Origin of the sequence: Pseudomonas yamanorum (assembly GCF_013386765.1) — a bacterium.
GTDB classification, from domain to species: Bacteria; Pseudomonadota; Gammaproteobacteria; order Pseudomonadales; family Pseudomonadaceae; genus Aquipseudomonas; species Aquipseudomonas yamanorum_A.
In genome coordinates, this window is sequence record NZ_JACARE010000032.1 from 63,342 (window position 1) to 85,748 (window position 22,407).

General features: G+C 61.1%; 26 protein-coding genes. 12 read left to right on the forward strand and 14 right to left on the reverse strand.

Annotated elements, in window-relative coordinates; genetic code table 11:
• Positions 1 to 242 precede the first annotated feature (242 nt).
• A complete protein-coding gene (locus tag HX875_RS23935; RefSeq protein ID WP_177046330.1) occupies positions 243 to 713 on the forward strand; it encodes a methylated-DNA--[protein]-cysteine S-methyltransferase in 471 nt (156 codons plus the stop codon).
• 116 nt (positions 714 to 829) lie between these two features.
• Here HX875_RS23935 and HX875_RS23940 read toward each other — a convergent pair whose 3' ends face one another.
• The 4 genes from HX875_RS23940 to HX875_RS23955 form a co-directional block, all read right to left on the reverse strand.
• Positions 830 to 1,021, reverse strand: coding sequence for a PLDc N-terminal domain-containing protein (locus tag HX875_RS23940; protein WP_010176042.1), 192 nt, complete (start codon positions 1,019 to 1,021; stop codon positions 830 to 832).
• A gap of 68 nt (positions 1,022 to 1,089) precedes the next feature.
• Positions 1,090 to 1,620: a hypothetical protein gene (locus HX875_RS23945; protein WP_177046259.1), complete on the reverse strand. Its 531-nt coding sequence runs from the start codon at positions 1,618 to 1,620 to the stop codon at positions 1,090 to 1,092.
• 41 nt (positions 1,621 to 1,661) lie between these two features.
• The gene (locus HX875_RS23950; RefSeq protein ID WP_010176046.1) at positions 1,662 to 2,177 is read right to left on the reverse strand and encodes an ankyrin repeat domain-containing protein; all 516 of its coding nucleotides are present in this window, start codon (positions 2,175 to 2,177) and stop codon (positions 1,662 to 1,664) included.
• Between the two features lie 96 nt (positions 2,178 to 2,273).
• Positions 2,274 to 4,100 carry a long-chain-acyl-CoA synthetase gene (locus HX875_RS23955; protein ID WP_177046261.1) on the reverse strand — a complete coding sequence of 609 codons (1,827 nt, stop codon included), beginning with the start codon at positions 4,098 to 4,100 and terminating at the stop codon, positions 2,274 to 2,276.
• Between the two features lie 397 nt (positions 4,101 to 4,497).
• Between HX875_RS23955 and HX875_RS23960 the strand changes: the two genes are divergently transcribed.
• Positions 4,498 to 4,776, forward strand: a complete 279-nt coding sequence (locus tag HX875_RS23960; protein ID WP_003216777.1) for a DUF3509 domain-containing protein — start codon at positions 4,498 to 4,500, stop codon at positions 4,774 to 4,776.
• 52 nt (positions 4,777 to 4,828) lie between these two features.
• Here the strand turns inward: HX875_RS23960 and HX875_RS23965 are convergent, their stop codons facing one another.
• The 4 genes from HX875_RS23965 to aroC all read right to left on the reverse strand — a co-directional run bounded on the left by HX875_RS23965 (position 4,829) and on the right by aroC (position 8,327).
• Positions 4,829 to 5,116, reverse strand: a complete 288-nt coding sequence (locus HX875_RS23965; protein WP_177046332.1) for a response regulator transcription factor — start codon at positions 5,114 to 5,116, stop codon at positions 4,829 to 4,831.
• A 245-nt stretch (positions 5,117 to 5,361) separates the two neighbouring features.
• Positions 5,362 to 5,907, reverse strand: a complete 546-nt coding sequence (locus HX875_RS23970) for a 1,2-dihydroxy-3-keto-5-methylthiopentene dioxygenase (RefSeq protein WP_177046263.1) — start codon at positions 5,905 to 5,907, stop codon at positions 5,362 to 5,364.
• A gap of 28 nt (positions 5,908 to 5,935) precedes the next feature.
• Complete coding sequence (locus tag HX875_RS23975) at positions 5,936 to 7,087, reverse strand: MFS transporter (RefSeq protein ID WP_177046334.1); 1,152 nt, start codon at positions 7,085 to 7,087, stop codon at positions 5,936 to 5,938.
• 148 nt (positions 7,088 to 7,235) lie between these two features.
• Positions 7,236 to 8,327, reverse strand: a complete 1,092-nt coding sequence (aroC, locus tag HX875_RS23980) for a chorismate synthase (RefSeq protein ID WP_003213122.1) — start codon at positions 8,325 to 8,327, stop codon at positions 7,236 to 7,238.
• Positions 8,328 to 8,470: 143 nt separating this feature from the next.
• Here aroC and HX875_RS23985 point away from each other — a divergent pair, with 143 nt between their 5' ends.
• Together HX875_RS23985 and HX875_RS23990 are read left to right on the forward strand one after the other, a co-directional pair.
• A complete protein-coding gene (locus HX875_RS23985) occupies positions 8,471 to 9,433 on the forward strand; it encodes an alpha/beta hydrolase (RefSeq protein WP_177046264.1) in 963 nt (320 codons plus the stop codon).
• Positions 9,434 to 9,533: 100 nt separating this feature from the next.
• Positions 9,534 to 10,337, forward strand: coding sequence for a hypothetical protein (locus HX875_RS23990; protein ID WP_177046266.1), 804 nt, complete (start codon positions 9,534 to 9,536; stop codon positions 10,335 to 10,337).
• Between the two features lie 137 nt (positions 10,338 to 10,474).
• On the opposite strand, the gene prmB is transcribed toward HX875_RS23990, so the two are convergent.
• Positions 10,475 to 11,383: a 50S ribosomal protein L3 N(5)-glutamine methyltransferase gene (gene prmB / locus HX875_RS23995; RefSeq protein ID WP_003213129.1), complete on the reverse strand. Its 909-nt coding sequence runs from the start codon at positions 11,381 to 11,383 to the stop codon at positions 10,475 to 10,477.
• 240 nt (positions 11,384 to 11,623) lie between these two features.
• On the opposite strand from prmB, the gene HX875_RS24000 reads away from it, so the two are divergent.
• From HX875_RS24000 to HX875_RS24020, 5 genes are all read left to right on the forward strand, one after another.
• Positions 11,624 to 12,214 carry a cysteine hydrolase family protein gene (locus HX875_RS24000; protein ID WP_177046268.1) on the forward strand — a complete coding sequence of 197 codons (591 nt, stop codon included), beginning with the start codon at positions 11,624 to 11,626 and terminating at the stop codon, positions 12,212 to 12,214.
• A 130-nt stretch (positions 12,215 to 12,344) separates the two neighbouring features.
• Positions 12,345 to 12,665 carry a hypothetical protein gene (locus HX875_RS24005; RefSeq protein ID WP_177046270.1) on the forward strand — a complete coding sequence of 107 codons (321 nt, stop codon included), beginning with the start codon at positions 12,345 to 12,347 and terminating at the stop codon, positions 12,663 to 12,665.
• A gap of 75 nt (positions 12,666 to 12,740) precedes the next feature.
• Positions 12,741 to 13,298 carry a Smr/MutS family protein gene (locus HX875_RS24010; protein WP_177046271.1) on the forward strand — a complete coding sequence of 186 codons (558 nt, stop codon included), beginning with the start codon at positions 12,741 to 12,743 and terminating at the stop codon, positions 13,296 to 13,298.
• Between the two features lie 78 nt (positions 13,299 to 13,376).
• Positions 13,377 to 13,922 carry a GTP cyclohydrolase I FolE gene (folE, locus tag HX875_RS24015; RefSeq protein ID WP_003204506.1) on the forward strand — a complete coding sequence of 182 codons (546 nt, stop codon included), beginning with the start codon at positions 13,377 to 13,379 and terminating at the stop codon, positions 13,920 to 13,922.
• A 101-nt stretch (positions 13,923 to 14,023) separates the two neighbouring features.
• Positions 14,024 to 14,395: a glutathione S-transferase N-terminal domain-containing protein gene (locus tag HX875_RS24020; protein ID WP_063031984.1), complete on the forward strand. Its 372-nt coding sequence runs from the start codon at positions 14,024 to 14,026 to the stop codon at positions 14,393 to 14,395.
• A gap of 94 nt (positions 14,396 to 14,489) precedes the next feature.
• Here HX875_RS24020 and HX875_RS24025 read toward each other — a convergent pair whose 3' ends face one another.
• Genes HX875_RS24025 through HX875_RS24035 form a run of 3 tightly spaced genes read right to left on the reverse strand, consistent with a single transcriptional unit; the run spans position 14,490 to position 17,426 of the window.
• Entirely contained in the window at positions 14,490 to 14,804 is a 315-nt protein-coding gene (locus HX875_RS24025; RefSeq protein WP_177046273.1) for an AtuA-related protein, read from the reverse strand.
• On the reverse strand, positions 14,801 to 16,132 hold the full coding sequence (locus tag HX875_RS24030; RefSeq protein WP_177046275.1) for an acyclic terpene utilization AtuA family protein: 1,332 nt from the start codon (positions 16,130 to 16,132) through the stop codon (positions 14,801 to 14,803). The genes HX875_RS24025 and HX875_RS24030 overlap by 4 nt, the downstream gene beginning before the upstream one ends.
• A 1-nt stretch (position 16,133) precedes the next feature.
• Positions 16,134 to 17,426, reverse strand: a complete 1,293-nt coding sequence (locus tag HX875_RS24035) for a CitMHS family transporter (protein WP_177046277.1) — start codon at positions 17,424 to 17,426, stop codon at positions 16,134 to 16,136.
• A gap of 130 nt (positions 17,427 to 17,556) precedes the next feature.
• Here HX875_RS24035 and HX875_RS24040 point away from each other — a divergent pair, with 130 nt between their 5' ends.
• Positions 17,557 to 18,444: a LysR family transcriptional regulator gene (locus tag HX875_RS24040; RefSeq protein WP_177046279.1), complete on the forward strand. Its 888-nt coding sequence runs from the start codon at positions 17,557 to 17,559 to the stop codon at positions 18,442 to 18,444.
• A 75-nt stretch (positions 18,445 to 18,519) separates the two neighbouring features.
• Here the strand turns inward: HX875_RS24040 and HX875_RS24045 are convergent, their stop codons facing one another.
• Both HX875_RS24045 and HX875_RS24050 read right to left on the reverse strand, forming a co-directional pair.
• Positions 18,520 to 19,122, reverse strand: coding sequence for a glutathione S-transferase family protein (locus HX875_RS24045; RefSeq protein WP_010176084.1), 603 nt, complete (start codon positions 19,120 to 19,122; stop codon positions 18,520 to 18,522).
• A gap of 11 nt (positions 19,123 to 19,133) precedes the next feature.
• Positions 19,134 to 20,300: an aminotransferase-like domain-containing protein gene (locus HX875_RS24050; RefSeq protein WP_177046281.1), complete on the reverse strand. Its 1,167-nt coding sequence runs from the start codon at positions 20,298 to 20,300 to the stop codon at positions 19,134 to 19,136.
• A gap of 82 nt (positions 20,301 to 20,382) precedes the next feature.
• Here HX875_RS24050 and HX875_RS24055 point away from each other — a divergent pair, with 82 nt between their 5' ends.
• Positions 20,383 to 20,817, forward strand: coding sequence for a MarR family winged helix-turn-helix transcriptional regulator (locus HX875_RS24055; protein ID WP_003212841.1), 435 nt, complete (start codon positions 20,383 to 20,385; stop codon positions 20,815 to 20,817).
• Positions 20,818 to 21,007: 190 nt separating this feature from the next.
• The gene (locus tag HX875_RS24060; RefSeq protein ID WP_003212843.1) at positions 21,008 to 22,354 is read left to right on the forward strand and encodes an NCS2 family permease; all 1,347 of its coding nucleotides are present in this window, start codon (positions 21,008 to 21,010) and stop codon (positions 22,352 to 22,354) included.
• Positions 22,355 to 22,407: the final 53 nt, after the last annotated feature.

Genomic DNA, 22,407 nt, shown 5'->3' on the forward strand with positions numbered 1-22,407 from the left:
ACGGTGAACGCAATGGCGCAAATGGTGCCCGATCAACGCCGGCAACGCCATTGATTACTCACTCCGGCCGTTTGTTGGCACTCGTCTTAGAGCACTCGGACAGGAAAATAGCCGGCGAATTGTCTTGGATGGAATGTGAAAATTTTGTACAGCGAATATCTCGACACACAAAAAACAACGGGATTGTAGCGGCCAACTTACGGCCGTATCTTTGCCCCCTGCCCTTTTGGATTGCCCCGATGATGTTTTATTGCTATCACCCAAGTCCGCTCGGGCCGCTGTTACTGGCGGCGGATGAACAAGGGCTGCGCCTGTTGTATATGGACGTGCATCAATGCCCGGTGCAGGCGGACTGGATCCCGGCAACTAATGAACTGGATGAAGTGCGTCGACAACTGGATGAGTATTTCGCGCGCAAGCGGGAAGTGTTCGACCTGCCATTGGCACCGGTGGGTACGCCGTTTCAGCAGCAGGTCTGGCAGGCGTTGTTGCAGATTCCCTATGGGCGCACCTGGACGTATGGCGAACAAGCCCAGTACCTGGAAAATCCCAAGGCGATCCGCGCGGTGGGCACGGCCAATGGCGCCAACCCGATATCCATCATCATTGCGTGCCACCGCGTGGTGGGCAGCGATGGAACATTGGTGGGGTTTGGCGGCGGGATTGAAAACAAGGTGAAGTTGCTGGAGCTGGAAGGCAGCTGGTTGATCTAACCCACAATGGGGTACCCGCGTAGCAGCTGTCGAGCTTAAGCGAGGCTGCGTTCGCGGTTTGCCTGACACACCGCAGACGCAGCCTCGCTCAGGCTCGACAGCTGCTACGCAGATCTTCAGATCCGCACGTTGCCGCGCGGCCCGGCGATCGCCCAGATGATCAAGCCCAACACCGGCAGCAGCAGGATCAGCAGGATCCACAGCACTTTGGCGCCGGTACCCGCGCCGCTTTTGAACACGTTGATGATCGCCCAGATATCCAGCGCCAGGATGATCAACCCGATCAGACCATTAAAAGTGGAACCCATGGTATCGCTCCTAAGTGAGGGCTTGCCTGCTTAGGATAGTCAGCCGTGGCCAGGGGTTCCGTTTTATTTCAGACGTGCACCGCAACCCGCAGGGCTTCCAGGGACGGTTCGCCCTTGATCCCGACTTCAGCGCACAACTCCAGTACCCGTGGCACGTCGTTGCCGTAGACCAGCACGGCCTGGATCTCGTCGTCCAGCAGTTGGCTGAAGTTGACCAGCACGTAGCCGCCGTTTTCCGGGTTGAGCGCACTCATCTGGATCTGGATGCGGTTCAGTGCGGTCAGGGCTTCGGTCTTGGCCAGTTGCTTGGGCTTGAGGTTGAACGCCACGCCGGGGCCGAAGGAGGCGACGATCTGGGCAAACAGGTCCAGGTGAGTGTCGGCCTGGAACAGCACGGTGTCGGGCAGGCTGCCGACGACGATCCACTCGCCCAGGGGAATCGGGAAAGTGTCGTCGTAGTTGATGTCTGGGTTGGCGGCCAGGAAAGCGTCAGGATCGGCGTAGGCCTGGGCCGCTTCGTCAGCCACCTTGGCGATCTCGGGTTCGCTCATGCAGCCGGAGCTGATTTTGCTGATGAGTTCGACGAGTGCGGTTTTCATGGGGTGGTCCTGTGGCGGGGCTGATTTTGAGGGCGCAAAGCCTACACCAGTTTTTGCAACTGCGCCGCCGTATCCACCGCCCCCATGGTCTGGGCCGCTGCCAGCGCGGTCACGCCCTGGGCATCGGTGGCCTTGGGGTTGGCGCCCTGGCTGATCAGGTAATCCACCATTTCGGTACGGTTGAACATCGCCGCCATCATCAGGGCCGTGCGGCCATCGGAAGACGCGCCCTCAACCAACGCTCCGCCTTCGATCAACGCCTTGACCACCGGCAGGTTGCCCTTGAACGCGGCGCCGGCAATCGGCAGTTGGTTCTTGTCATTGGCAATCTGTGGGTCGGCCTTGAATTCCAGCAGCACTTTCACGGCATCGACATGGCCGTGGTAGGCAGACAGCATCAACAGCGTATCGCCATTGTGGTTGCGCAGGTTCGGCGGCAAGCCCTTGGCCAGCAACGCAGCCAGCATCGCGGCGTCGCCCTTGCGCGCCACGTCGAACACCTGCTCGGCAAATTCGGCGGCTTCGTCTTCGGTCATTTGTTTGGCTTGGTCTGACATGTGGGGCTCCTTGTCTGGTGTTTCATAAGGCGTCCAGTCTCGCGACGGAGTTCCCCACTGTCATGCCTTTTTTCCCAAAAGCGGCGATAGCCAGAATCAATAACGGAACTTGCCCGCCTGGATGTCCGCCAGCAGTTGCCCGGTGACCGGCACGTAGCTGTCCGATCCCGGCAGCCAGGCAAAGATCGGATCATCGCCCGCCTTGTCCGGGTCGAATGCCTCCTCCTTGAGTTTTACCTTCTGGTATTTGAAGGTGCCGGTCGTCTCCATCTTTACCTTGATCCGCAGGAACAATGGCACCGCATACGCCGGCAACTGCCCGTGGGCAAACGTCAGCAGCTCGCGCATGTCCAGGGATGCCAGGGATTCAGCGGGCGTGATGGCCGCCATGCCGGCGCGGCCATTGGTGTTTTCGATCTCTACGCCGTAGGCCACCACTTCGGAAATCTGCGGGTGCTGCAGGAAGATGTTCTCGACTTCGGTGGTGGAGACGTTTTCGCCCTTCCAGCGGTAGGTGTCCCCCAGCCGGTCAACGAACTGGGCGTGACCGAAACCGATATTGCGCAGCAGGTCGCCGGTGTTGAAGTAGCGGTCACCCTTTTCGAACACATCGCTGAGCACCACCTTGCGGTTCTTCTCGGGGTCGGTGTAGCCGTCGAAAGGTGCCTTGTCATCGATCCGGGCCAGCAACAAGCCCTGGCCGCCCTTCGGCACTTCCCGCATGAAACCGTCACTGCCGCGAATTGGCTCACAGCTGTCGTGGGCGTAGTCCACCAGTGCCCAGTGCATCAGAGAAAAGCCGATGGTGTTGTCGAAATTCAGCACGTTGGTGAAGCCGATATTACCGTCGCTGGCAGCGTACAGCTCACAGATGTGATCGACGCCAAAGCGCTGCTTGAACTCGGCCCAGACGCCGGGACGCAGGCCGTTGCCGATCATCTTCGTCACCCGGTTGTCACGGTCCTGCTCACTGGCGGGCTGGTCGATCAGGTAGCGGCACAGCTCGCCCACATAGCCCAGGGTGGTCGCGTTGAAGCGGCGCACGTCGTCCCAGAACTGGCTGGCGCTGAACTTGCGGCGAATGGCAAACCCCGACGCCCCGGCAATTGCCGAACCCCAGCACACGCACAGGCCGGTGGCGTGATACAGCGGCAAGGTGCAATAGACAACGTCTTCGGGGCCCATATCCAGGGCGATGGTGCCGAAACTGGCCGAGGACTTCATCCAGCGGCCGTGCTTGAAAATGCCGGCCTTGGGCAAACCGGTGGTGCCGGAGGTGTAGATATAGAAGCAGGGGTCGTTGAAGTAGATCTGCTGGGTGCTGGCGGGGTTTTCCAGCGAATGGTCAGCGCTCGCGGCCATCAGGTCGACATAACCCGCCGGCACGTTGTCCTGCTGCTGATCGGCGACAAACCAGGTTTTATCCGCCTGGATGCTCACTTGGCTGCGAACCACCTCGTAGGCGCCTACCAACTCGGCACCGACCACGATCGCCGCCGGCGTCACCAGGTTGAGGCTGTGCACCAGTGCGGCCTGGGTTTGCGCGGTATTGAGCATCGCGCAAATGCCGCCGACCTTGGCCACGGCCAGCACATTGAGCAACAACTCGGGGCGGTTCTCGATAAACAACGCCACCACGTCGCCCTTGCCGATGCCCTGCGCTTGCAGGTAGTGGGCCATGCGGTTGGCCTGATGGTTGGCCTGGCGGTAGCTGAGCACCTTGTCGCCATACAGCAGTGCGGCGCCATCAGGGTTGCGTTGGGTGGCTTGCTCGAAGGTCCAACCGAGGCCGCATGGCTGGTCGGGGTCGGTGATGTTGGCAACGCGGATACCGCGGACCAATCGCGGCAACGCACGGACAATGGTGGGCACCTTACGCAGCATCATGCCCCAGGTGATCAAGTCACTTGGCGGGTGGTTCATGGTGGGAACGTCCTTTTTCTTATTGTTCGTATGACCCTCAAACACCCTTTGCACCGTAAGACCGGCGCCGGATGCCTTGCAGGAAAATACGCCAGCCATTCTTTGGCTGTACATGCAGGATTTGAAAAGTTTTGTATCCCATAAGGAAAAGGAATTTAACCGCCCGTTTCGCGGTCACTATGGAAGACCTGCCTTGCGCGCCTGCGGATAAATCTTACGCAGAACCACGCAAAATGCAGGATGCACGATGGCCATTCATGCAAATTGCACGAAACTGAAAATCTTAAAATTTTTCAACATACTGATTTATAACGATTTTTTAAGACAATCAGTACTGGCACAATCACTGCACCTATCACTCCACGCTGCAAAACACGAGCTAACGGAGCTGATAGACATGAGCCTGATCCAAGACAAGTTTTCTTCTGTGTTCTCTAATTTCGACGTCACCACCCAGGCGCGTCCGGATGGCGGCATCCTGCTGACCTTGCGTAACAGCGAAGGCAAGCAGATCAAACGTTCGATCTCTTATCAGCAGTTGCACACGGCCGACCAGCTCACTTGGGTCATCAGCGCCATTCGCCGTGACCTGGCTGAACAAGCCAGCGATCTGCCGCAGATTTCGATGCTGCAAAGCCAGAACCGCTTTGCCCTGCCGACTTACCATTCGGCCTGATAGTTTTGCCGCAATGAATAAGGCCGTGATGCGCTGACGCATCACGGCCTTTTTATTGACACAACTGCAGCTTGAGCGCCTCGTTCACGGCCTGTACCCGATTGCATACCTGCAACTTGCCGTAGATGTTGCGCAGGTGAAACTTCACCGTGGCTTGGGAGATTGAGCGAATCCTGCTGATTTCCCACACTGTCTTACCCTCGACTGCCCAGCGCAGAATCTCCAGTTCCTTAGGTGTCAGGGGTTTGCCTGACAATACCGTGCGTGCCTTGCTTTTGACGGCAATGGGCGTGTGATCTGTTTCAGTGGACGGTTGTTCCAGCTGCTTTGGGCCGCTCATTTCTGCCTCCCCCACTTCCATAGGCCTTTGTAGCGCCGACATTCGGATTCCTCCTATTGACAGGCATTCAAATAATTAGGGGAGAGAGAGTTACACAAAGAGTGGAAATATTAAGTCAGTGCCGCGATAAACATCTGTTACTTACAGACCTTTAAGTTTCTTCCCACAACATTTTCCAACGCATATGGGTTGAAGTTTAAAACAGCCTCAACTACCGAGGCTGTTTCCTCAACATCCCTTCGGACTCAGTCCTCCAGGCGCGCAAATCCTGTGGCAATGGTATCGCCGGTCAGGTTGATCGCCAGCCCTTCTTCGCCGTTGAACAGGCGGATCACCACAAAATGCGGGTTTTCCCCCATGTCGAACCAATGGGCGATGCCGCCCGGGATGGCGATCAGGTCGTTTTTCTCGCAGAACACCGCGTACACATAATCCTCGATGTGCAGGGTAAACAGGCCACGTCCGGCGACGAAGAAGCGTACGTGATCCTGCGCCAAACGGTGTTCGTCGAGCCGTTCGGCACGCAGTTCGGCTTTCTGCGGATGGTCGTTGCTGATACTGACGACATCGACGTGGGTGTAGCCGCGCTCGGTCATCAGTTGGTCGATGGGCTGCTGATAGGCGGCAATGATTTCAGCCTCGCTGGCACCCGCCTCAAGCCGGGCGGCGGCCTGCCAGCGCTGGAAACCCACGCCCAGTTCGGCCAGGGTCGAGGCAATATCGTCGAGGTGAGTCAGCACCTTGTTCGGAGTATCGGGGGTGGAGACGGGGTAAACCGCGAGATAGCTCATCAAACTCTTCCTCTGTCACGGGAAAGGCTCATGGCCTCTCCTCTTGCAATCGAATGCCAATGATTATGGCGGCGGCCAGGGCCGCAAGGCTGGCAATGCTGAAGGTCAGCGTCGGCCCCAGCAGGTTCCAGCTGTAACCTGAATAGAGTGCGCCCAATGCGCCGCCGGTACCGGCCAGTGCGGCATACAGTGCCTGGCCCTGGCCCTGCTGGCGAGCGCCAAAGCTGCGTTGCACGAACTGGATGGCCGCCGCGTGAAAACTGCCGAAGGTCGCCGCGTGCATCACTTGCGCCAACAACAGCACCCAGAAAAATTCGGCGAATGAGCCCAGCAGCAACCAGCGCACGGCCGCCAGCAGGAAACTCGCCATCAGCACCCGGCGTACCGAAAAGCGCGTGAGAATCCGGCTCATGGCCAGGAACATCAACACTTCGGCGACCACGCCCAAGGCCCACAGCATGCCGATCACCCCACGGCTGTAGCCCAGGTGTTCAAGGTGCAGGGTGAGGAAGGTGTAGTACGGGCCGTGGCTCATTTGCATCAATGCCACACAGGCGTAAAACGCCAGCACGCCGGGGCTGCGCAGTTGTCGCAGAAAGCCGTCACCGGCCAGGCGATTGCCCTGGGTCAACGGCTGCGCATTCGGCACCCAGAGACTGGCACCGATGATGCCGGCCATGATCACCACGACCACCACCGGGTAGATGTCCAGGCTCAGCCAGTCGAACAGGCGCCCCATGATCACCACGGTGAGAATAAAACCGATGGAGCCCCACAGCCGCACCTGGCTGTAGCGTGAGGTCTGGCCTTGCAGGTGCGCGAGGGTGATGACTTCAAACTGCGGCAGCACCGCGTGCCAGAAGAACGCGTGCAACGCCATCACCAGCGCCAGCCAGGCGTAGGTCTTGCTGACAAAGATCAGCGAGAAGCTCACCAGGGTACACACCGCGCCAAAGCGCACGATGGCCAGGCGTCGGCCGGTGTAGTCCCCCAGCCAGCCCCACAGGTTGGGGGCCACGCAGCGCATCAGCATGGGGATGGCCACCAGCTCGCCGATGCGCGCGCTGGAGAACCCCAGGTGATCGAAGTACAGCGCCAGGAACGGCGCCGTCGCCCCCAGCAGGGCGAAATAGAACAGGTAGAAGCTGGAGAGTCGCCAGTACGGGAGTGCTCCCGTCAGCATAAGTGGCTTGTGGCGAGCGAGCTTGCTCGCGCTGGGTCGCGAAGCGGCCCCGATAGAAGCGCCGCATTGTTCCAGTTAACACCGGGTTGCAGGCTTTGGGGCTGCTTCGCAGCCCAGCGCGAGCAAGCCCGCTCGCCACACACCGTCACAGCTGGCCCAACACCGGCGTACTGACCTTCACATCGGCGTTCTGCCCGCGATGGCGCAGCAGGTGATCCATCAGCACGATAGCCATCATCGCCTCGGCAATCGGCGTGGCACGGATGCCCACGCACGGGTCGTGACGGCCCTTGGTGATCACGTCCACCGGGTTGCCGTGCACATCGATCGAACGGCCCGGAGTGGTGATGCTGGACGTTGGCTTGAGGGCCAGGTGCGCAACAATCGGCTGGCCGGAGGAGATGCCACCGAGGATGCCGCCGGCGTTGTTGCTGAGGAAACCTTCCGGGGTCAGTTCGTCTCGGTGCTCGGTGCCACGCTGGGCCACGCAGTCGAAGCCGGCACCGATTTCCACGCCCTTGACGGCGTTGATGCTCATCAGCGCGTGGGCCAGTTCGGCGTCGAGGCGGTCGAAGATCGGCTCGCCCAGGCCCGGCATCACGCCTTCGGCCACCACGGTGATCTTGGCGCCGACGGAATCCTGGTCGCGGCGCAACTGGTCCATATAGGCTTCCAGTTCCGGCACCTTGTCCGGGTCGGGGCAGAAGAAGGCGTTGTCTTCGACGCTGTCCCAGGTCTTGAACGGGATTTCGATCGGGCCGAGCTGGCTCATGTAGCCGCGAATCACGATGCCCTGGGTGGCCAGGAATTTCTTGGCAATCGCCCCCGCCGCCACGCGCATCGCGGTTTCCCGCGCCGAACTGCGGCCACCGCCACGGTAGTCGCGTTCGCCGTACTTGTGGTGGTAGGTGTAGTCGGCGTGGGCCGGGCGGAACAGGTCCTTGATCGCCGAGTAGTCCTTGGACTTCTGGTCGGTGTTGCGAATCAGCAGGCCAATGGCACACCCGGTGGTGCGGCCTTCGAACACGCCGGAGAGGATTTCGACTTCATCGGCTTCCTGGCGCTGGGTGGTGTGGCGGCTGGTGCCGGGCTTGCGGCGGTCGAGGTCACGCTGCAGGTCTTCCAGGGACAACTCGAGGCCCGGCGGGCAGCCGTCGACAATGGCGACCAACGCCGGGCCATGGCTTTCGCCCGCGGTGGTAACAGTGAACAGCTTGCCGTAGGTATTGCCGGACATGCAGGGCGCTCCGTGAAATCAGTTGAATCAAGTCAACCGTAATAACTTAAGGCGGCCAGTATACGCAGGCTAACCGACTAGTTCATCCTCGAAACCTTACCGGTAGACGTTGGTCCAACCGGCACCTTCCTCATGATGGCGCGATGATGCTGCGAGTTCTGCTTTTGACCCTCACCCTGTTTTCCAGCCTTGGCTTCGCCGCCTCCCCTGTCGTGCTGCAACGGCCTATCAGCCTGGACACCGGCAGTGGCGAGCTGTTTGGCTCGCTGTTGTTGCCCAAATCCGACAAACCGGTGCCCGTGGTGCTGATCATTCCCGGCTCCGGCCCCACCGACCGCAACGGCAACAGCGCCGATGGCGCACGCAACGACAGCCTCAAGCGCCTGGCCTGGGTGCTGGCCAGACACAACATCGCCAGCGTGCGCTACGACAAGCGCGGTGTAGCCGCCAGCCTTGCCGCCACCCCCGATGAACGCAACCTGACCCTGGATGCCTACGTGTCCGACGCCGTGGCCTGGGGCAAGCTGCTCAAGGCCGACCCGCGCATGGGCCCGCTGATTGTGCTGGGCCACAGTGAAGGCGCACTGGTCGCCGCCCTCGCCGCCCCGCAGCTCAACCCGGCCGGGGTGATTTCCCTGTCCGGCAGTGCGCGCCCGGTGGACCAGGTGATCCGCCAGCAACTGGCCGACCACATGCCACCCGCGCTGCTGCTACGCAGCAACCAGATTCTCGACCACCTCAAGGCCGGCCAGGTGGATGCCGACGTACCCACGCCGCTTGAGGGCATTTTCCGACCCAGCGTGCAGCCTTATCTGATCAGCCTGTTCCGCGCCGATCCGTCGGCAGCGTTTGCCAAACTGAAGATGCCGGCGCTGATCGTCCAGGGCACCAATGACCTGCAGGTCGGCGTGGCCGACGCGCAACAACTGCAGAAGGCCAAGCCCGACGCCGAGCTGACGGTGATCGAGGGCATGAACCACGTGATGCGGATCGTGCCCAATGACGTGAAGCAGCAACTGGAATCCTATAACGACCCTCAGTTGCCGCTGGCTGCCGAACTGGGCACCCGCCTGGTTCGCTTTATCGACGGACTTCGCGCCAGTTAAGCGAGTATTCCCCCTCCAGTCCTGAGTAAAACGGCCGATAAGCCATGGGTCGACAGCAAAAAGCCTGTCGACCCGCAGAGCTTGGACAGGATCGCGCCGAATGACGAACACCGAAGCAACACCCGAATCTACCGCCGAGAGCACGGCTGAAACCGAAGCCGCCGCATCGGCCGCGTTACCGTGGGCGGAGGTCCAGGCCGAACATTTCAAGATGCTGCGCCTGGCCCCTCTGGCCACCGATCGCTCCACCGGCGTGAGGCCACTGCGCTTTGTGCAGTTTGGCTGGGCCGAACGCAATAACAAGGACCACAGCCTGCTGCGCATGGTCATTCAGTTGCCTGGCCAGCGGGTACGCCGGGAACAGAATCACCTGGATATCTGGGTCGATCACGCCACCCAGCGGGTGCACTTTGGCCCGGGCAACAGCCTGGAGATCGAACCGGCGAACCGCGGTATCGGCCGTTTCCTGGTAGCCCAGGGCGCTGCCTGGGCGAAAAAGAAGTGGGCGCACTATCGTGTCGACGGCGTTGACCTGGCCAACAAGGACGCGCTCAACGAAGCCACGCGCCTGCGCCGGGATCACTTCCTGCGCATTCAGGGGTTTGATGTGGCGTATGCCGATGTCCAGCATCTGAAGGGCAACGTGCAGCCGGGCAAGGTCAGTGACGTGCTGGACAGCTGGAACACTGAAAAACTGCAGTTCGTGGAGATTCTGGAAGCGGCGCAAATGCTGCAACAGGCCGAGCAGAACCTGGCCGAGCAGGAAGTGAAACTGCGCAAGGAAGAGGAAAAGGTCACCAAGTTCAAGCGCGAAGACAGCGGGCTGCGCTTCACGATTACCTGCCTGGTGGCGTTTACCGTGTTTCAGGCGGGGTTGTTGATCTGGATTGCGACACATCGGTAATCCTTCTGCAGAAACCGGATACCAATGTGGGAGCTGGCTTGCCTGCGATAGCGGTGTATCAGCCGGCATCCCCGGCAATGACACTCCGCTGTCGCAGGCAAGCCAGCTCCTACACTGACCGCATTCCTGCCGTTAGATCAGACCCTGGCGGCAAACACCGCCTGATGCGCCCGGCACTGCTCAGCCGTCAGCATGAACACACCATGCCCACCACGCTGGAACTCCAGCCAGGCAAAGTCGACTTCCGGGTACAACGCCTCGACGTGAACCTGGCTGTTGCCCACTTCGACAATCAGCAAGCCCTTCTCGGTCAAGTGATCTGCCGCCTCGGCCAGCATCCGCCGAACCAGGTTCAACCCGTCATCGCCGCACGCCAGGCCCAGTTCCGGTTCGTGCTGGTATTCGTCCGGCATGTCGGCAAAGTCTTCGGCATCGACATACGGCGGGTTGGACACGATCAGGTCAAAACGCTGGCCCGGCAAACCATCAAAGCCATCGCCCTGCACGGTGTACACCCGCTCGTCGACGCCATGGCGCTCGATGTTCTGGTTGGCCACTTCCAGCGCTTCAAAAGACAGGTCGCCCAATACCACTTCGGCGTCCTGGAACTCGTAGGCGCAGGCAATACCGATGCAACCGGAGCCGGTGCACAGGTCCAGGATGCGCGCCGGCGGTGTGCCCAGCCACGGTTCGAAGCGGTTTTCGATCAGTTCGCCAATCGGTGAGCGTGGAATCAACACGCGCTCATCGACGATAAACGACATGCCGCAGAACCAGGCTTCCTTCAACAGGTAGGCGGTCGGCACGCGCTCGTGGATGCGGCGGTGCAGCAACCGTTGCACGTGGGAGATTTCCTCTTCTTCCAGGTTGCAATCCAGGTAGCTGTCGGCAATTTCCCATGGCAGGTGCAAGGCGCCGAGCACCAGTTGCCGGGCTTCATCCCAGGCGTTGTCGGTGCCATGGCCGAAAAACAGGTCTTCCCCATGGAAACGGCTGACGGCCCAACGGATATGGTCGCGCAAGGTGCGCAGGCGAGAAGTGATCACGGGGGCAAGCTCCTGGAAAAAACGACCGGCGATTCTAACAGCCTTAAGCTGTACCGACGATGTACGAAAAAACCCTTTGCCGCACGTCGGATTTCATCTTAATTGGGCTTTTTGCCTAAACGTAGTGCCCTATTGACATCGCTACACGCCAACAACGGCGTACCTTACGATGGTAGCGATTCACAGAAGCGCTCAGCCAGAGGACAATGTCACAAAAGCCCCACTCACAGGAGCCCCAGAATGTCCGTTCCAAAGACGATGTTTCAACTCAGCGGTCGTGGTTACGCAGCGGCGAACCTGAACCATGCGACCCTCGTGATCATCGACGCCCAGAAGGAATACCTCAGTGGTCCCCTCGCCCTGTCGGGCATGGACTCTGCTGTCGAAAACATCAAGCAACTGACCGCTGCCGCGCGCAACGCCGGGCGCCCGATCGTGCATGTGCGCCACCTGGGTACGGTGGGCGGGCTGTTCGATCCCCAGGGCGAGCGCGGTGAATTCATCCCGGGGCTTGAACCCCAGGCTGACGAACCCATCATCGGCAAGCTGCTGCCCAGCGCCTTCCACGGCACCGGCCTTGAAAAGCACCTGCAAGACCTCGGTTCCCTGGACCTGATCGTCTGCGGCTTCATGAGCCACTCCAGCGTCAGCACCACCGTGCGCGCGGCGAAGAACCTGGGTTTCCGTTGCACCCTGGTGGAAGACGCCTGCGCCACCCGCGACCTGCCTTACAAAGGCGGCATCCTCAGCGCCGACCACGTGCAGCAGACCGAAATGGCCATCATGGCTGACAACTTCGCCACCCTCGCCTTGACCAAAGATCTGATCTGATCGACCTTCGATGAGCGGGTAGCCACCCGCTCATCCGCAAAAGCCTCTCATTTGCTGCAATTGCCTCTGTACCCGGAACAACCTGTGTATCTTCCGGTCGAAGGGCCGATACCCTGGAGGAAAGGTCGGAATGAAGATATCCGATGGTTTTGATGCACGTCGCTTGCGCCCCAAGGGCCCGAGCAACTGGCGTCTGCGCATCGGCGCCGGCTTTGCCGCGCTGTTTGCGATAGCGGGTGTGCTGCTGGCAATTGCCGGCGCCGCTGGTTTGTTTGGACACTCACCGGCCCTGGGCGAGCTGAATGCCAGCCCTGGCGGTTCTGCCATACTGTTGGTGATCGGCCTGCTGGTGCTGTGGTTCGGCCTATGGCTGTGGCGCCGTTGCCGTCGGCGCATGCGCCAACCCTTGTCACTGAACATCGCCTCGCACCTGATGAAAAAGCACGACTGATGGCGCACAGATAGCGTTTGTTGCGCATCAAGCCGCCGCGATTAGGTAAACTGCCCGCCCTTCGCGGAGGCTGACATGCAAGACGACGATTTTTCCCTGTTCAAGAACGAGCTGCGCGGCGTCAAGCCGATCAAGCACGATCGCGCCGAAACCGGCAAACCCAAGACCGACCGCGCCCAGATCGCCAAGCTGCGCCAGGCGGCGACCGTGCGCACGGACGCCACTACGGTGGACGGCCTGTCGGATCAATTCGTTATTGATGTAGGTCCCGAAGACGAGTTGATGTGGGCCCGCGACGGCGTGCAGGAAAGCCAGATGCGCAAGCTCAAGGTCGGCCAGATCCCGTTCGAGGGCAGCCTTGACCTGCATGGCATGAACGTCGAAAAAGCCCGCGAAACCCTCTGGGCGTTTCTTGCCGAAGCCACCAAATTCGAAATCCGCTGCGTGCGCGTCACCCACGGCAAGGCCGTGCGCCTGGACGGCAAGCGGCCGATGATCAAAAGCCACGTCAATACCTGGCTGCGCCAGCATTCCCAAGTGCTCGGCTTTACCTCGTGCCAGCCGCGCCACGGCGGCGCTGGCGCGGTGTATGTGATGCTCAAGCGCACCATGATGGAAGGCCGCGACGAGTAACAAGTGCCATCGTCAGGCTTGCAGCGATGTGTCGGCCACCGTACCCTTGCCGTTTGCGAAAATCCCACAGGTAGTTTCATGTCCCTGGAACAGAATTACACCGCGATCCTCGGCCAGCTCGGCGAGGACGTTTCCCGCGAGGGCCTGCTCGACACGCCAAAGCGTGCCGCCAAAGCCATGCAGTACCTCTGCCGCGGTTATGAACAGACGCTCGAAGAGGTCACCAACGGTGCCCTGTTCAGCTCCGACAACAGCGAAATGGTGCTGGTCAAGGACATCGAGTTGTACTCGCTGTGCGAACACCACCTGCTGCCGTTCATCGGCAAGGCACACGTCGCGTATATCCCGAGCGGCAAAGTGCTGGGCCTGTCGAAGGTCGCGCGTATCGTCGATATGTATGCCCGTCGCCTGCAGATCCAGGAAAACCTCAGCCGCCAGATCGCCGACGCGGTCCAGCAGGTCACCGGCGCCCTGGGCGTTGCGGTGGTGATCGAGGCCAAGCACATGTGCATGATGATGCGCGGTGTGGAGAAGCAGAATTCGTCGATGATCACTTCGGTGATGCTGGGTGAGTTCCGCGAAAACGCGGCGACCCGCAGCGAGTTTCTCAGCCTGATCAAGTAACAGGCTGCCAGGGAAAAGACCGGCGTTCATCGCCGGTTTTTTTTCGCCCGCAGAATTAAGGTAAGCTGCGGCCCCTTCTTCATGGGCAAGAGGTTTCAGCCATGTTCGTCAAAGCACTTCGAGTGGGCCTCGGCCACGTCATCATCGCCGGCGACTTCCTTACCCGCCCGCGCAAAAAGCAGCGCCCTGCCGAACAACAGGCGCAGGTGAACGCTGCGGCCAAGGACCTGACCCTGTATCAATTCCACGCCTGCCCGTTCTGCGTGAAAACCCGCCGCACCCTGCACCGCCTGAACGTGCCGGTGGCCTTGAAGGATGCGAAGAACAACGAACAGGACCGTCAGACCCTGCTGGAGCAAGGCGGCAAGATCAAGGTGCCGTGCCTGCGTATTGAAGAGAACGGCCAGACCACCTGGATGTACGACTCCAAGGTGATCATCGATTACCTGGACAAGCGGTTTGCGGCGGTCTGATAGGCAACATTCTCTGTAGGAGCCTGGCTTGCCGGCGATGGCGGCCGAAAGATCATTGACTGACTTTCGGGCCTCATCGCCGGCAAGCCGGCTCCTACAGGTGGATTTCCAGGTCCAGCAATGCTGAGCCCAGGCACTTGCCATGGGCGTCCAGCGCCAGCGACCGCGTGACCCCGCCCCGCAGGATCCCCGGCAACACGAAGTTCAGTGCCTGCACATTGGGCAGCTCGTAACGCCGCACCGGTGCCGCGCCCGCCTCCAGCAACGGCGCAAAAAACGCCGCCACCACCTCGGCCGTCAGTTGTTCGCAGAGCAGCGGATAGTCCTCGGCCCGATACGCAATGATCGAGATGTTCGAGGTGTCGCCCTTGTCTCCCGTACGGGAGTGGGCCAGGGTGTGCAGCTTCATGACTCGATCCTCGGATTGACCGCGTTACGGGGCAACAGCAACGACGCCACCGCCACCACCTGGCGCAGGCTTTTACTGGCACCACCGCCGCCGGACGGGCCGTTGGTGTAGAGGGTTTCCACTTCATTGCCGACACGCACCGCTTCGCTGCGCTCTTCGCAGCGGGCGCTGACCCGCAGCCGGACTTCCCAAGGTTCCACCGTGCTGCGCGGCCCATGCAGCGAGTCCATGCCGATCAATTCGGCGCGTACGTCCTGCATTCGCACCCCGGTCAATTCCAGACGTTTGAGGACCACATCCCGAGCCAACTGCGCTCTGGCGACCGCGCCCGGGCCACCGTAGGAGATCTGACCTTCGCCGATCCAGCCGTCCAGATACCCGACACTGACTTTCAACCGCTCAGGCCGTGGCTGCCCGTTCGCGCCGCCGGCCCGCACCCGGTCCACCGCTTCCTCGGTAAACGACACCCGGGAAAAATCCGCGCACACGTCCGGCGTGAGGTACGCCGCCGGGTCGTGCACTTCGTAGATCAGTTGCTCGGTGCAGGTGGCACGGCTGACGCGCCCGCCGGAACCTGCGACCTTGGTGATCAAGGCTTCGCCGTCTGCGTCAATCTCGGCCAACGGAAAACCCAGGCGCGCCAGGTCGTCCACATCCTTGAAGCCCGGGTCGGCAAAGTAGCCGCCACTGACCTGCCCCGCACATTCCAGCAAATGCCCCACCAACGTGCCGCGCCCCAGGCGCAGCCAATCATCGGCCGCCCAGCCGAATTCGAACATCTGCGGCGCCAGGAACAACGACGGGTCGGCCACCCGGCCGGTGATCACCACGTCGGCATCGGCGTGCAAGGCCTCGATAATGCCCTCGGCACCCAAGTAGGCATTCGCGGAAATCAGCCGCTCGCCCAATGAGCCAAGGGTCTGCCCATTGTCCAGCAACTGCTCCGGCTCGCGGCGCAACACCTCAAGCACGTCATCGCCCACCACCGCCAGTACCTTGAGGGTAAGCCCCAGTTCACTGGCGATCCGCCGCACTTCAACCGCCGCGGCCACCGGATTGGCCGCGCCCATATTGGTGATCACCCGCAAGCGCCGGCGCCCGTCAGGCTGGCCGACAAAGGGCAGCACGCAGCGCATGCGCTCACTCAACAGCGGGTCGTAACCGCCTTGTGGGTCGCTGATGCGTGCCTGTTGCGCCAGGGCAATGGTGCGTTCAGCCAGGCATTCGAAGACCAGGTAATCCAGGTCGCCCTGTTCGGCCAATTCCACCGCAGGTTCGATACGGTCGCCGGAGTAGCCGGCGCCGGAACCGATGCGCAAGGTTTTCATCTCAAATCACTCCCAGGAGCAAAGCCGTCAGGGTCATCAACACCGACGCGGCAAACAGAAAGGGGATGGTGAAGCGCTGGTGATCGGCCAGTTCAATCTTGCACAGGCCCACCAACAGGAAGGTCGCGGGCGTCAGCGGGCTGACCGGGAAGCCGGTGGTGTGCACCCCCAGCAGCGAGGCCTGGGCCACTTGCAGCGGGTCGACGCCCAAGGCCTTGCCGACTTCGGCGATCACCGGCATCACGCCGAAATAGTAGGAATCGGGATCAAACAGCATGCTCAACGGCATCGACAGGAAACCCACCACCGCCGGGATCAGCTTGCCGTGGCCCGCCGGAATCTGCGCCACCGCCACTTCGGCGATGGCCTTGAGCATGCCGGTGCCTTGCATGATGCCGGTGAACACCCCGGCGGCGAGCAGGATGCTGGCCATGGTCAGGGCGGTTTTGGCATGGGCGTCGATCCGCGCGCGTTGGGCGTCGACATTCGGGTAGTTGATGCACAGCGCGACCACGGTGCCGAGCATGAACATCACCACCGGGTCGACCCAACCGGCGATCATCACCACCATCACCAGCACGGTCAGCACCAGGTTGACCCAGAACAGCCGCGGGCGACGCAGGGCGATGTCATCGTCGCTGAGCACCCGTTGCGGCACCGCGTCCACGCTGGAACCGGCGCCCAGGCCCAGGCGTTTTTCTTCGCGATGGCCCAGCCACCAGGCGCAGGCAAACACAAAGACCAGGCCGACGATCTGCACCGGGATCAGTGGCTGGAACAGGTCCGCCACCGGCACATGCAGTGCCGCCGACGAGCGCAGCACCGGGCCGGTCCAGGGCAGGAAGTTGACCCCGGCCGCCATCGCCGCCACGCAGGCCAGGATGCGTTTATCGATCCCCAGCCGTGTATACAACGGCAGCATCGCCGGTATCGTCACCAAAAAGGTCACCGCGCCGGAGCCGTCCAGGTGCACCAGCAACGCCAGCGTCGCCGTACCGACGACAATTCGTGTAGGACGCGTCCCTACCGTGCGCAGGATGCGATCAATGATGGGGTCAAGCATGCCGGCATCGGTCATGATCCCGAAAAACAGGATCGCGAACACAAACATGCCCACCACGGGGGCGACGTTCTTGATGCCGGTGATGATAAAGGCGCTGGTTTGCAGGCCGAACCCGCCCAGCAGCGCGGCGATGATCGGCAAGGCAATCAGGGCCACCAGTGGCGACAGGCGCTTGCTCATGACGGCAGTGAGCAGGCACAGGATGGTGATGACACCCAGGGTAGCGAGCATGGGGTAGCTCCAGAACGGCGTTTTCGCCGGTTATTGTTTTCCCTGGAGTATTGGAATCGCGTTAGGCTTTGTAAATTGGAATATTCGGCACTCCATATTCGAAAAAACAAAACGCTCGAGCAAAATAAAAATGAAAAATTCGATCCAGCATATCCAGGCGTTTCTCGCCGTGGCGCGCACGGGCAGCTTTACCAAGGCCGCCAACGAACTGCATCTGTCGCCCTCGGCGCTGACGGTGCAGGTACAGCAACTGGAGGAGTGGCTGGGGGTTGCCCTGCTCGACCGCAGCCCGCGCCACGTCAGCATCACCGCCGCCGGGCTGGACGCCCGCGGGCCGATGGAAAAGCTGTTGCTGGACCTGGACAACATCGTCACCGGCTCCCGCGACCTGGCGGCCTTGCGCCGGGGCGTGGTGACCATCGCCGCCCTGCCCTCGGTGTGCGCAGGCGCCTTGCCGCCGGCCCTGCGCCTGTTTCGCGAGCGCTTTGCCGGGATCGAGGTGCGGCTGCACGACCTGGTGGCCCATCGGATTCATGCGCAAGTGCGTTCGGGTGAAGTGGATTTCGGCATTGGTGTACGGGCCCGGCTGAGCCACGGATTGGCGTTTGTGCCGGTGCTGAATGACCGGTTGTGTGCGTTTGTGCCGCTGGATCACGCCCTGGCGCGCCATGGCCGGCTGACCCTGCCCCAACTGGCCGACCAGCCGATCATCCTCACCGGGCGTGACAGCAGCGTGCGCGAACAGGTGGACGCGTTGTTCGATGAGCGACAGGTGACGATGCAAGCCGGGATGGAGGCCAACTACATGTCGACGGTGTTGGCGCTGGTGCGACAGGGATTGGGGATCAGTATCTTGCCGGAGTCGGCGGCGGACAGCCTGGAGGGGTTGAAGCGAATTACGATTGATCATCCGGGGGTGAACCGGGAGATCGGGTTGATCAGCCGCAGTGGGCAGCCGTTGAGCCCGGCGGCGCAGCGCTGTTTTGAGTTGCTCAATGAAGAACTGCGCCCCTTGTAGGAGCCCGGCTTGCCGGCGATGGCGTCCTTGAGGGCGCTATCGCCGGCAAGCCGGGCTCCTACAGGGTTTCGGTGATCAGCCCAGCATTGCCACATGCTTTGGATGGCTGGCCACGCGTTTCAACCAGGCCTGCACGCCCGGATAAGCGCCCAGGTCAAAGCCACCTTCATCCGCCACGTGGGTGTAGGCATACAGCGCCACATCGGCAATCGAGAACTGGTCGCCCACCAGGTACGGCGTCAACTGCAACTGGCGCTCCATCACCTTGAGGGCCTTGTAACCGCCCTTGTGCAGCTTCTTGTACTCCTCCAGCCGATCTTCCGGCAGCCCCAGGTAAAACTGGATAAACCGCGCCACCGCGATGTACGGCTCATGGCTGTACTGCTCGAAAAACTGCCACTGCAGCACTTGGGTGCGCAGGCGCGGTTCGGTCGGCAGGAACTCGCTGCCGTCGGCCAGGAAGTTGAGGATAGCGTTGGATTCCCACAGGCAGGTACCGTCTTCAAGCTCCAGCACCGGGATCTTGCCGTTGGGGTTCTTGGCCAGGAACTCGGCGGTCTGGGTGTCGCCCTTCAGGATGTCGACATCGATCCACTCATAGTCGATGCCCAGCAGGCTGAGCATGAGTTTGACCTTGTAGCAGTTGCCCGATTTGTAATCGCCGTAGACCTTGTACATGGAGGCTCCCCTTATGCCGCTTGCGCGTGCTGTGCTTGACGGACCACCGCAGCGAGACGCTTGAGACCTTCGTCCAAACGCGCCGGGTCGATATGGCTGAAATTGAGCCGCAAGTGACCGTGATGGTTATCCGGCTCGGAAAAGAACGGTTCACCGGGCATGAACGCGATGTCCTGGTCGAGCGCAGGTGCCAACAAGGTGCGGGTGTCGAGCGGTTGTTTCAAGGTCAGCCAGAAGAATAATCCGCCCTGGGGTATTTGCCAGTCGGCCAGGTCGCTGAAATGCCGCTCCAGTGCCGCCTGGAACGCATCACGGCGGCCGCGGTAGAAACTGCGCAGCTCCACCAGGTGGTGCTGGTATTTCTCGGTGCCGATCCATTGCATGGCCTGCCACTGGCCAACACGGTTGGTGTGCAGGTCGGCAGACTGCTTGAGCTTGAGCAGATGCGGGAACAGGTCGGGGCTGGCGATCAGGTAACCGACCCGCAAGCCCGGCAACAGGGTTTTGGACACGGTGCCGGTGTAGATCCAGCTGGCCTTTTTCAACCGGCTGACGATGGGCTGCGCGCTGGCGCCGTCGAAGGTCAGCTCGCGGTAGGGTTCGTCTTCGATCAGGGTCACACCGAACTCGTCCAGCAGCGCGGCGACGGCCTCGCGCTTGGCATCGCTGTAGCGTACGGCCGACGGGTTCTGGAAGGTCGGGATCAGATACACGAAGGACGGCCGATTCTGCTCCAGGCTGTTGCGCAACGCCGCAAGGTTCGGGCCATCGGCCTCAAGCTGCACCGTCAGGCAATCGGCGCCGAACAGCTGGAAAATCTGCAACGCCGCAAGATAGGTCGGGCCTTCCAGCAGGATCTTGGTGCCCTTGTCGATATACAGCTTGGCCGCCAAATCCAGGGTTTGCTGGGAGCCGCTGACCACCATGACCTGGCTGGCCTGGCAAGGAATGCCCAGCACTCGCGCCTCGGCCGCCAACAGCTCGCGCAACTGCGGCTCGCCTTCGCTCATGCCGTACTGGCCGATGTTCAGGGGCATGCCAGTCCAATCCAGCTTGGGCAGCATCACTTCAGCCGGCAGGCCACCGGCGAAGGACATCACCTGTGGCTTTTGCGCCGCCGCGAGGATTTCACGGATCAAGGAGCTTTTAAGACGCGAAACACGTTCTGAGAAGGCCATAAGGGTCACCGGTAGCAAAGCCAGGGAAAAATACGTCAAACTGCTTGACCGAAATTACGACGACTTGGGCAGATACGTCAATATGCTTGACCTTAAAAACCAGACCAGCCAACAAACCGCCATGGAAGCCTTCTTCTTCGGCTACCAGGCGTTCACCGCCAAGGCCGACGAAATGCTCGAGCGCCGCGGCTTGAGCCGGGTGCACCAACGCATCGTGTTTTTTATCGCGCGCTACCCGGCCTTGAGCGTCAAGGAGCTGCTGGAACTGCTCGGGGTGAGCAAGCAGGCGTTGAACATGCCGTTGCGCCAATTGCAGGAAATGCACTTGGTGGACAGCGTGGCGTCCGAGACCGACAAGCGTAAGCGTTTGCTGGAGCTGACCGAGGAAGGGCGACGTTTCGAACAGTCCTTGCGACGCGAGCAGGTCAAGCTGCTGCAACGAGCGTTTGCCGAGGCTGGCGAGACAGCGGTGGAAGGCTGGCTGGCGGTGAACAAGGCACTCAGTGGCCAATCCTGAATTGCCTTTCATCCCTTTCGCACACAAAATAGAAAACATTATTTGCTTTATTTGTATACAAAAGCATAATTCGCTTCGTGCGAGTTCCTGACCTATTGGTCAACAAAACCCGCTGGTACCTCAAAGCGCTGCTGCCCACTCATGTGTCCGGCGCTGGAAATAACAATAAAACTCTTGAGGAGTACTTGCTGTGGAAAGCCGCAAATCCGAAGCCCCTACGCTCGACCTCTCGCCAACCCACAACGGTTGGCTGGAACGCCTGTTCAAACTCCGCTTGCATGGCACCACAGTGAAGACCGAGCTGATCGCCGGCCTCACGACCTTTATCACCATGGCCTACATCATCTTCGTCAACCCCAACATCATGGCCGACGCCGGCATCGACCATGGCGCGGCGTTTGTCGCCACCTGCATCGCTGCGGCACTGGGTTGCCTGTTGATGGGCCTTTACGCCAACTGGCCCGTAGGACTGGCGCCGGGCATGGGCCTGAACGCATTTTTTACCTACACCGTGGTCGGCACCATGGGCTACAACTGGGAGACCGCACTGGGTGCGGTGTTTATCTCCGGTGTGTTGTTCATGATCCTGACGCTCTCACGCATCCGCGAGTGGCTGCTCAACAGTATTCCGGTGAGCCTGCGCCACGCCATGGGCGCCGGTGTGGGGTTGTTTCTCGGGGTGATCGGCCTGAAAACCGCCGGCATCATCGTGCAAAGCCCGGCCACCCTGATCAAGCTCGGCTCCCTGCATGAACCCGCCCCGCTGCTGGCGGCCATCTGCTTCCTGCTGATTGCAATCCTCAGCTATCACCGGGTATTCGGCGCGATCCTGATCAGCATCATCGCCGTGACCCTCGCCGGTTGGGGCCTGGGCCTGGTGGAATACCACGGCATCCTGGCCACCCCGCCAAGCCTGGCACCGACCTGGATGGCCATGGACGTGATGGGCGTGTTCAACGTCAGCATGATCAGCGTGGTGTTCGCCTTCCTGTTTGTGCACATGTTCGACACCGCCGGCACCTTGATGGGCGTGGCCCAGCGTGCAGGCCTGGTGAATGCCGACGGCAAGATCGAAAACCTCTCCCGCGCCCTGAAAGCCGACAGTGCTTCCAGCGTGTTCGGCGCGATGGTCGGCGTACCGCCCGTGACCAGCTACGTGGAAAGTGCCGCCGGTGTGGCCGCCGGTGGCCGTACCGGGTTGACCGCCGTCACCGTGGGCGTGCTGTTTATCGCAGCAATGTTTTTCGCCCCGCTGGCTGGCATGATTCCCGCTTATGCCACCGCCGGCGCGTTGATCTATGTGGCGATGCTGATGATGAGCGGCATGGCCCATATCAACTGGGATGACGCCACCGACAGCATTCCGGCGATCGTCACCGCGATCATGATGCCCCTGACCTTCTCGGTCGCCGACGGTATCGCCCTGGGGTTCATCACCTACGTGGCGCTGAAAGCCGGCACCGGTAAACACAAGGAAATTTCCATCAGCCTGTGGGTGCTTTGCGCGATCTTTATCGCCAAGTTCGCGTTCCTGTAGGCCAACCCGTTTCACCCCGCCTCACCCCGTCGGGTGGGGCTTTTGTACGAATG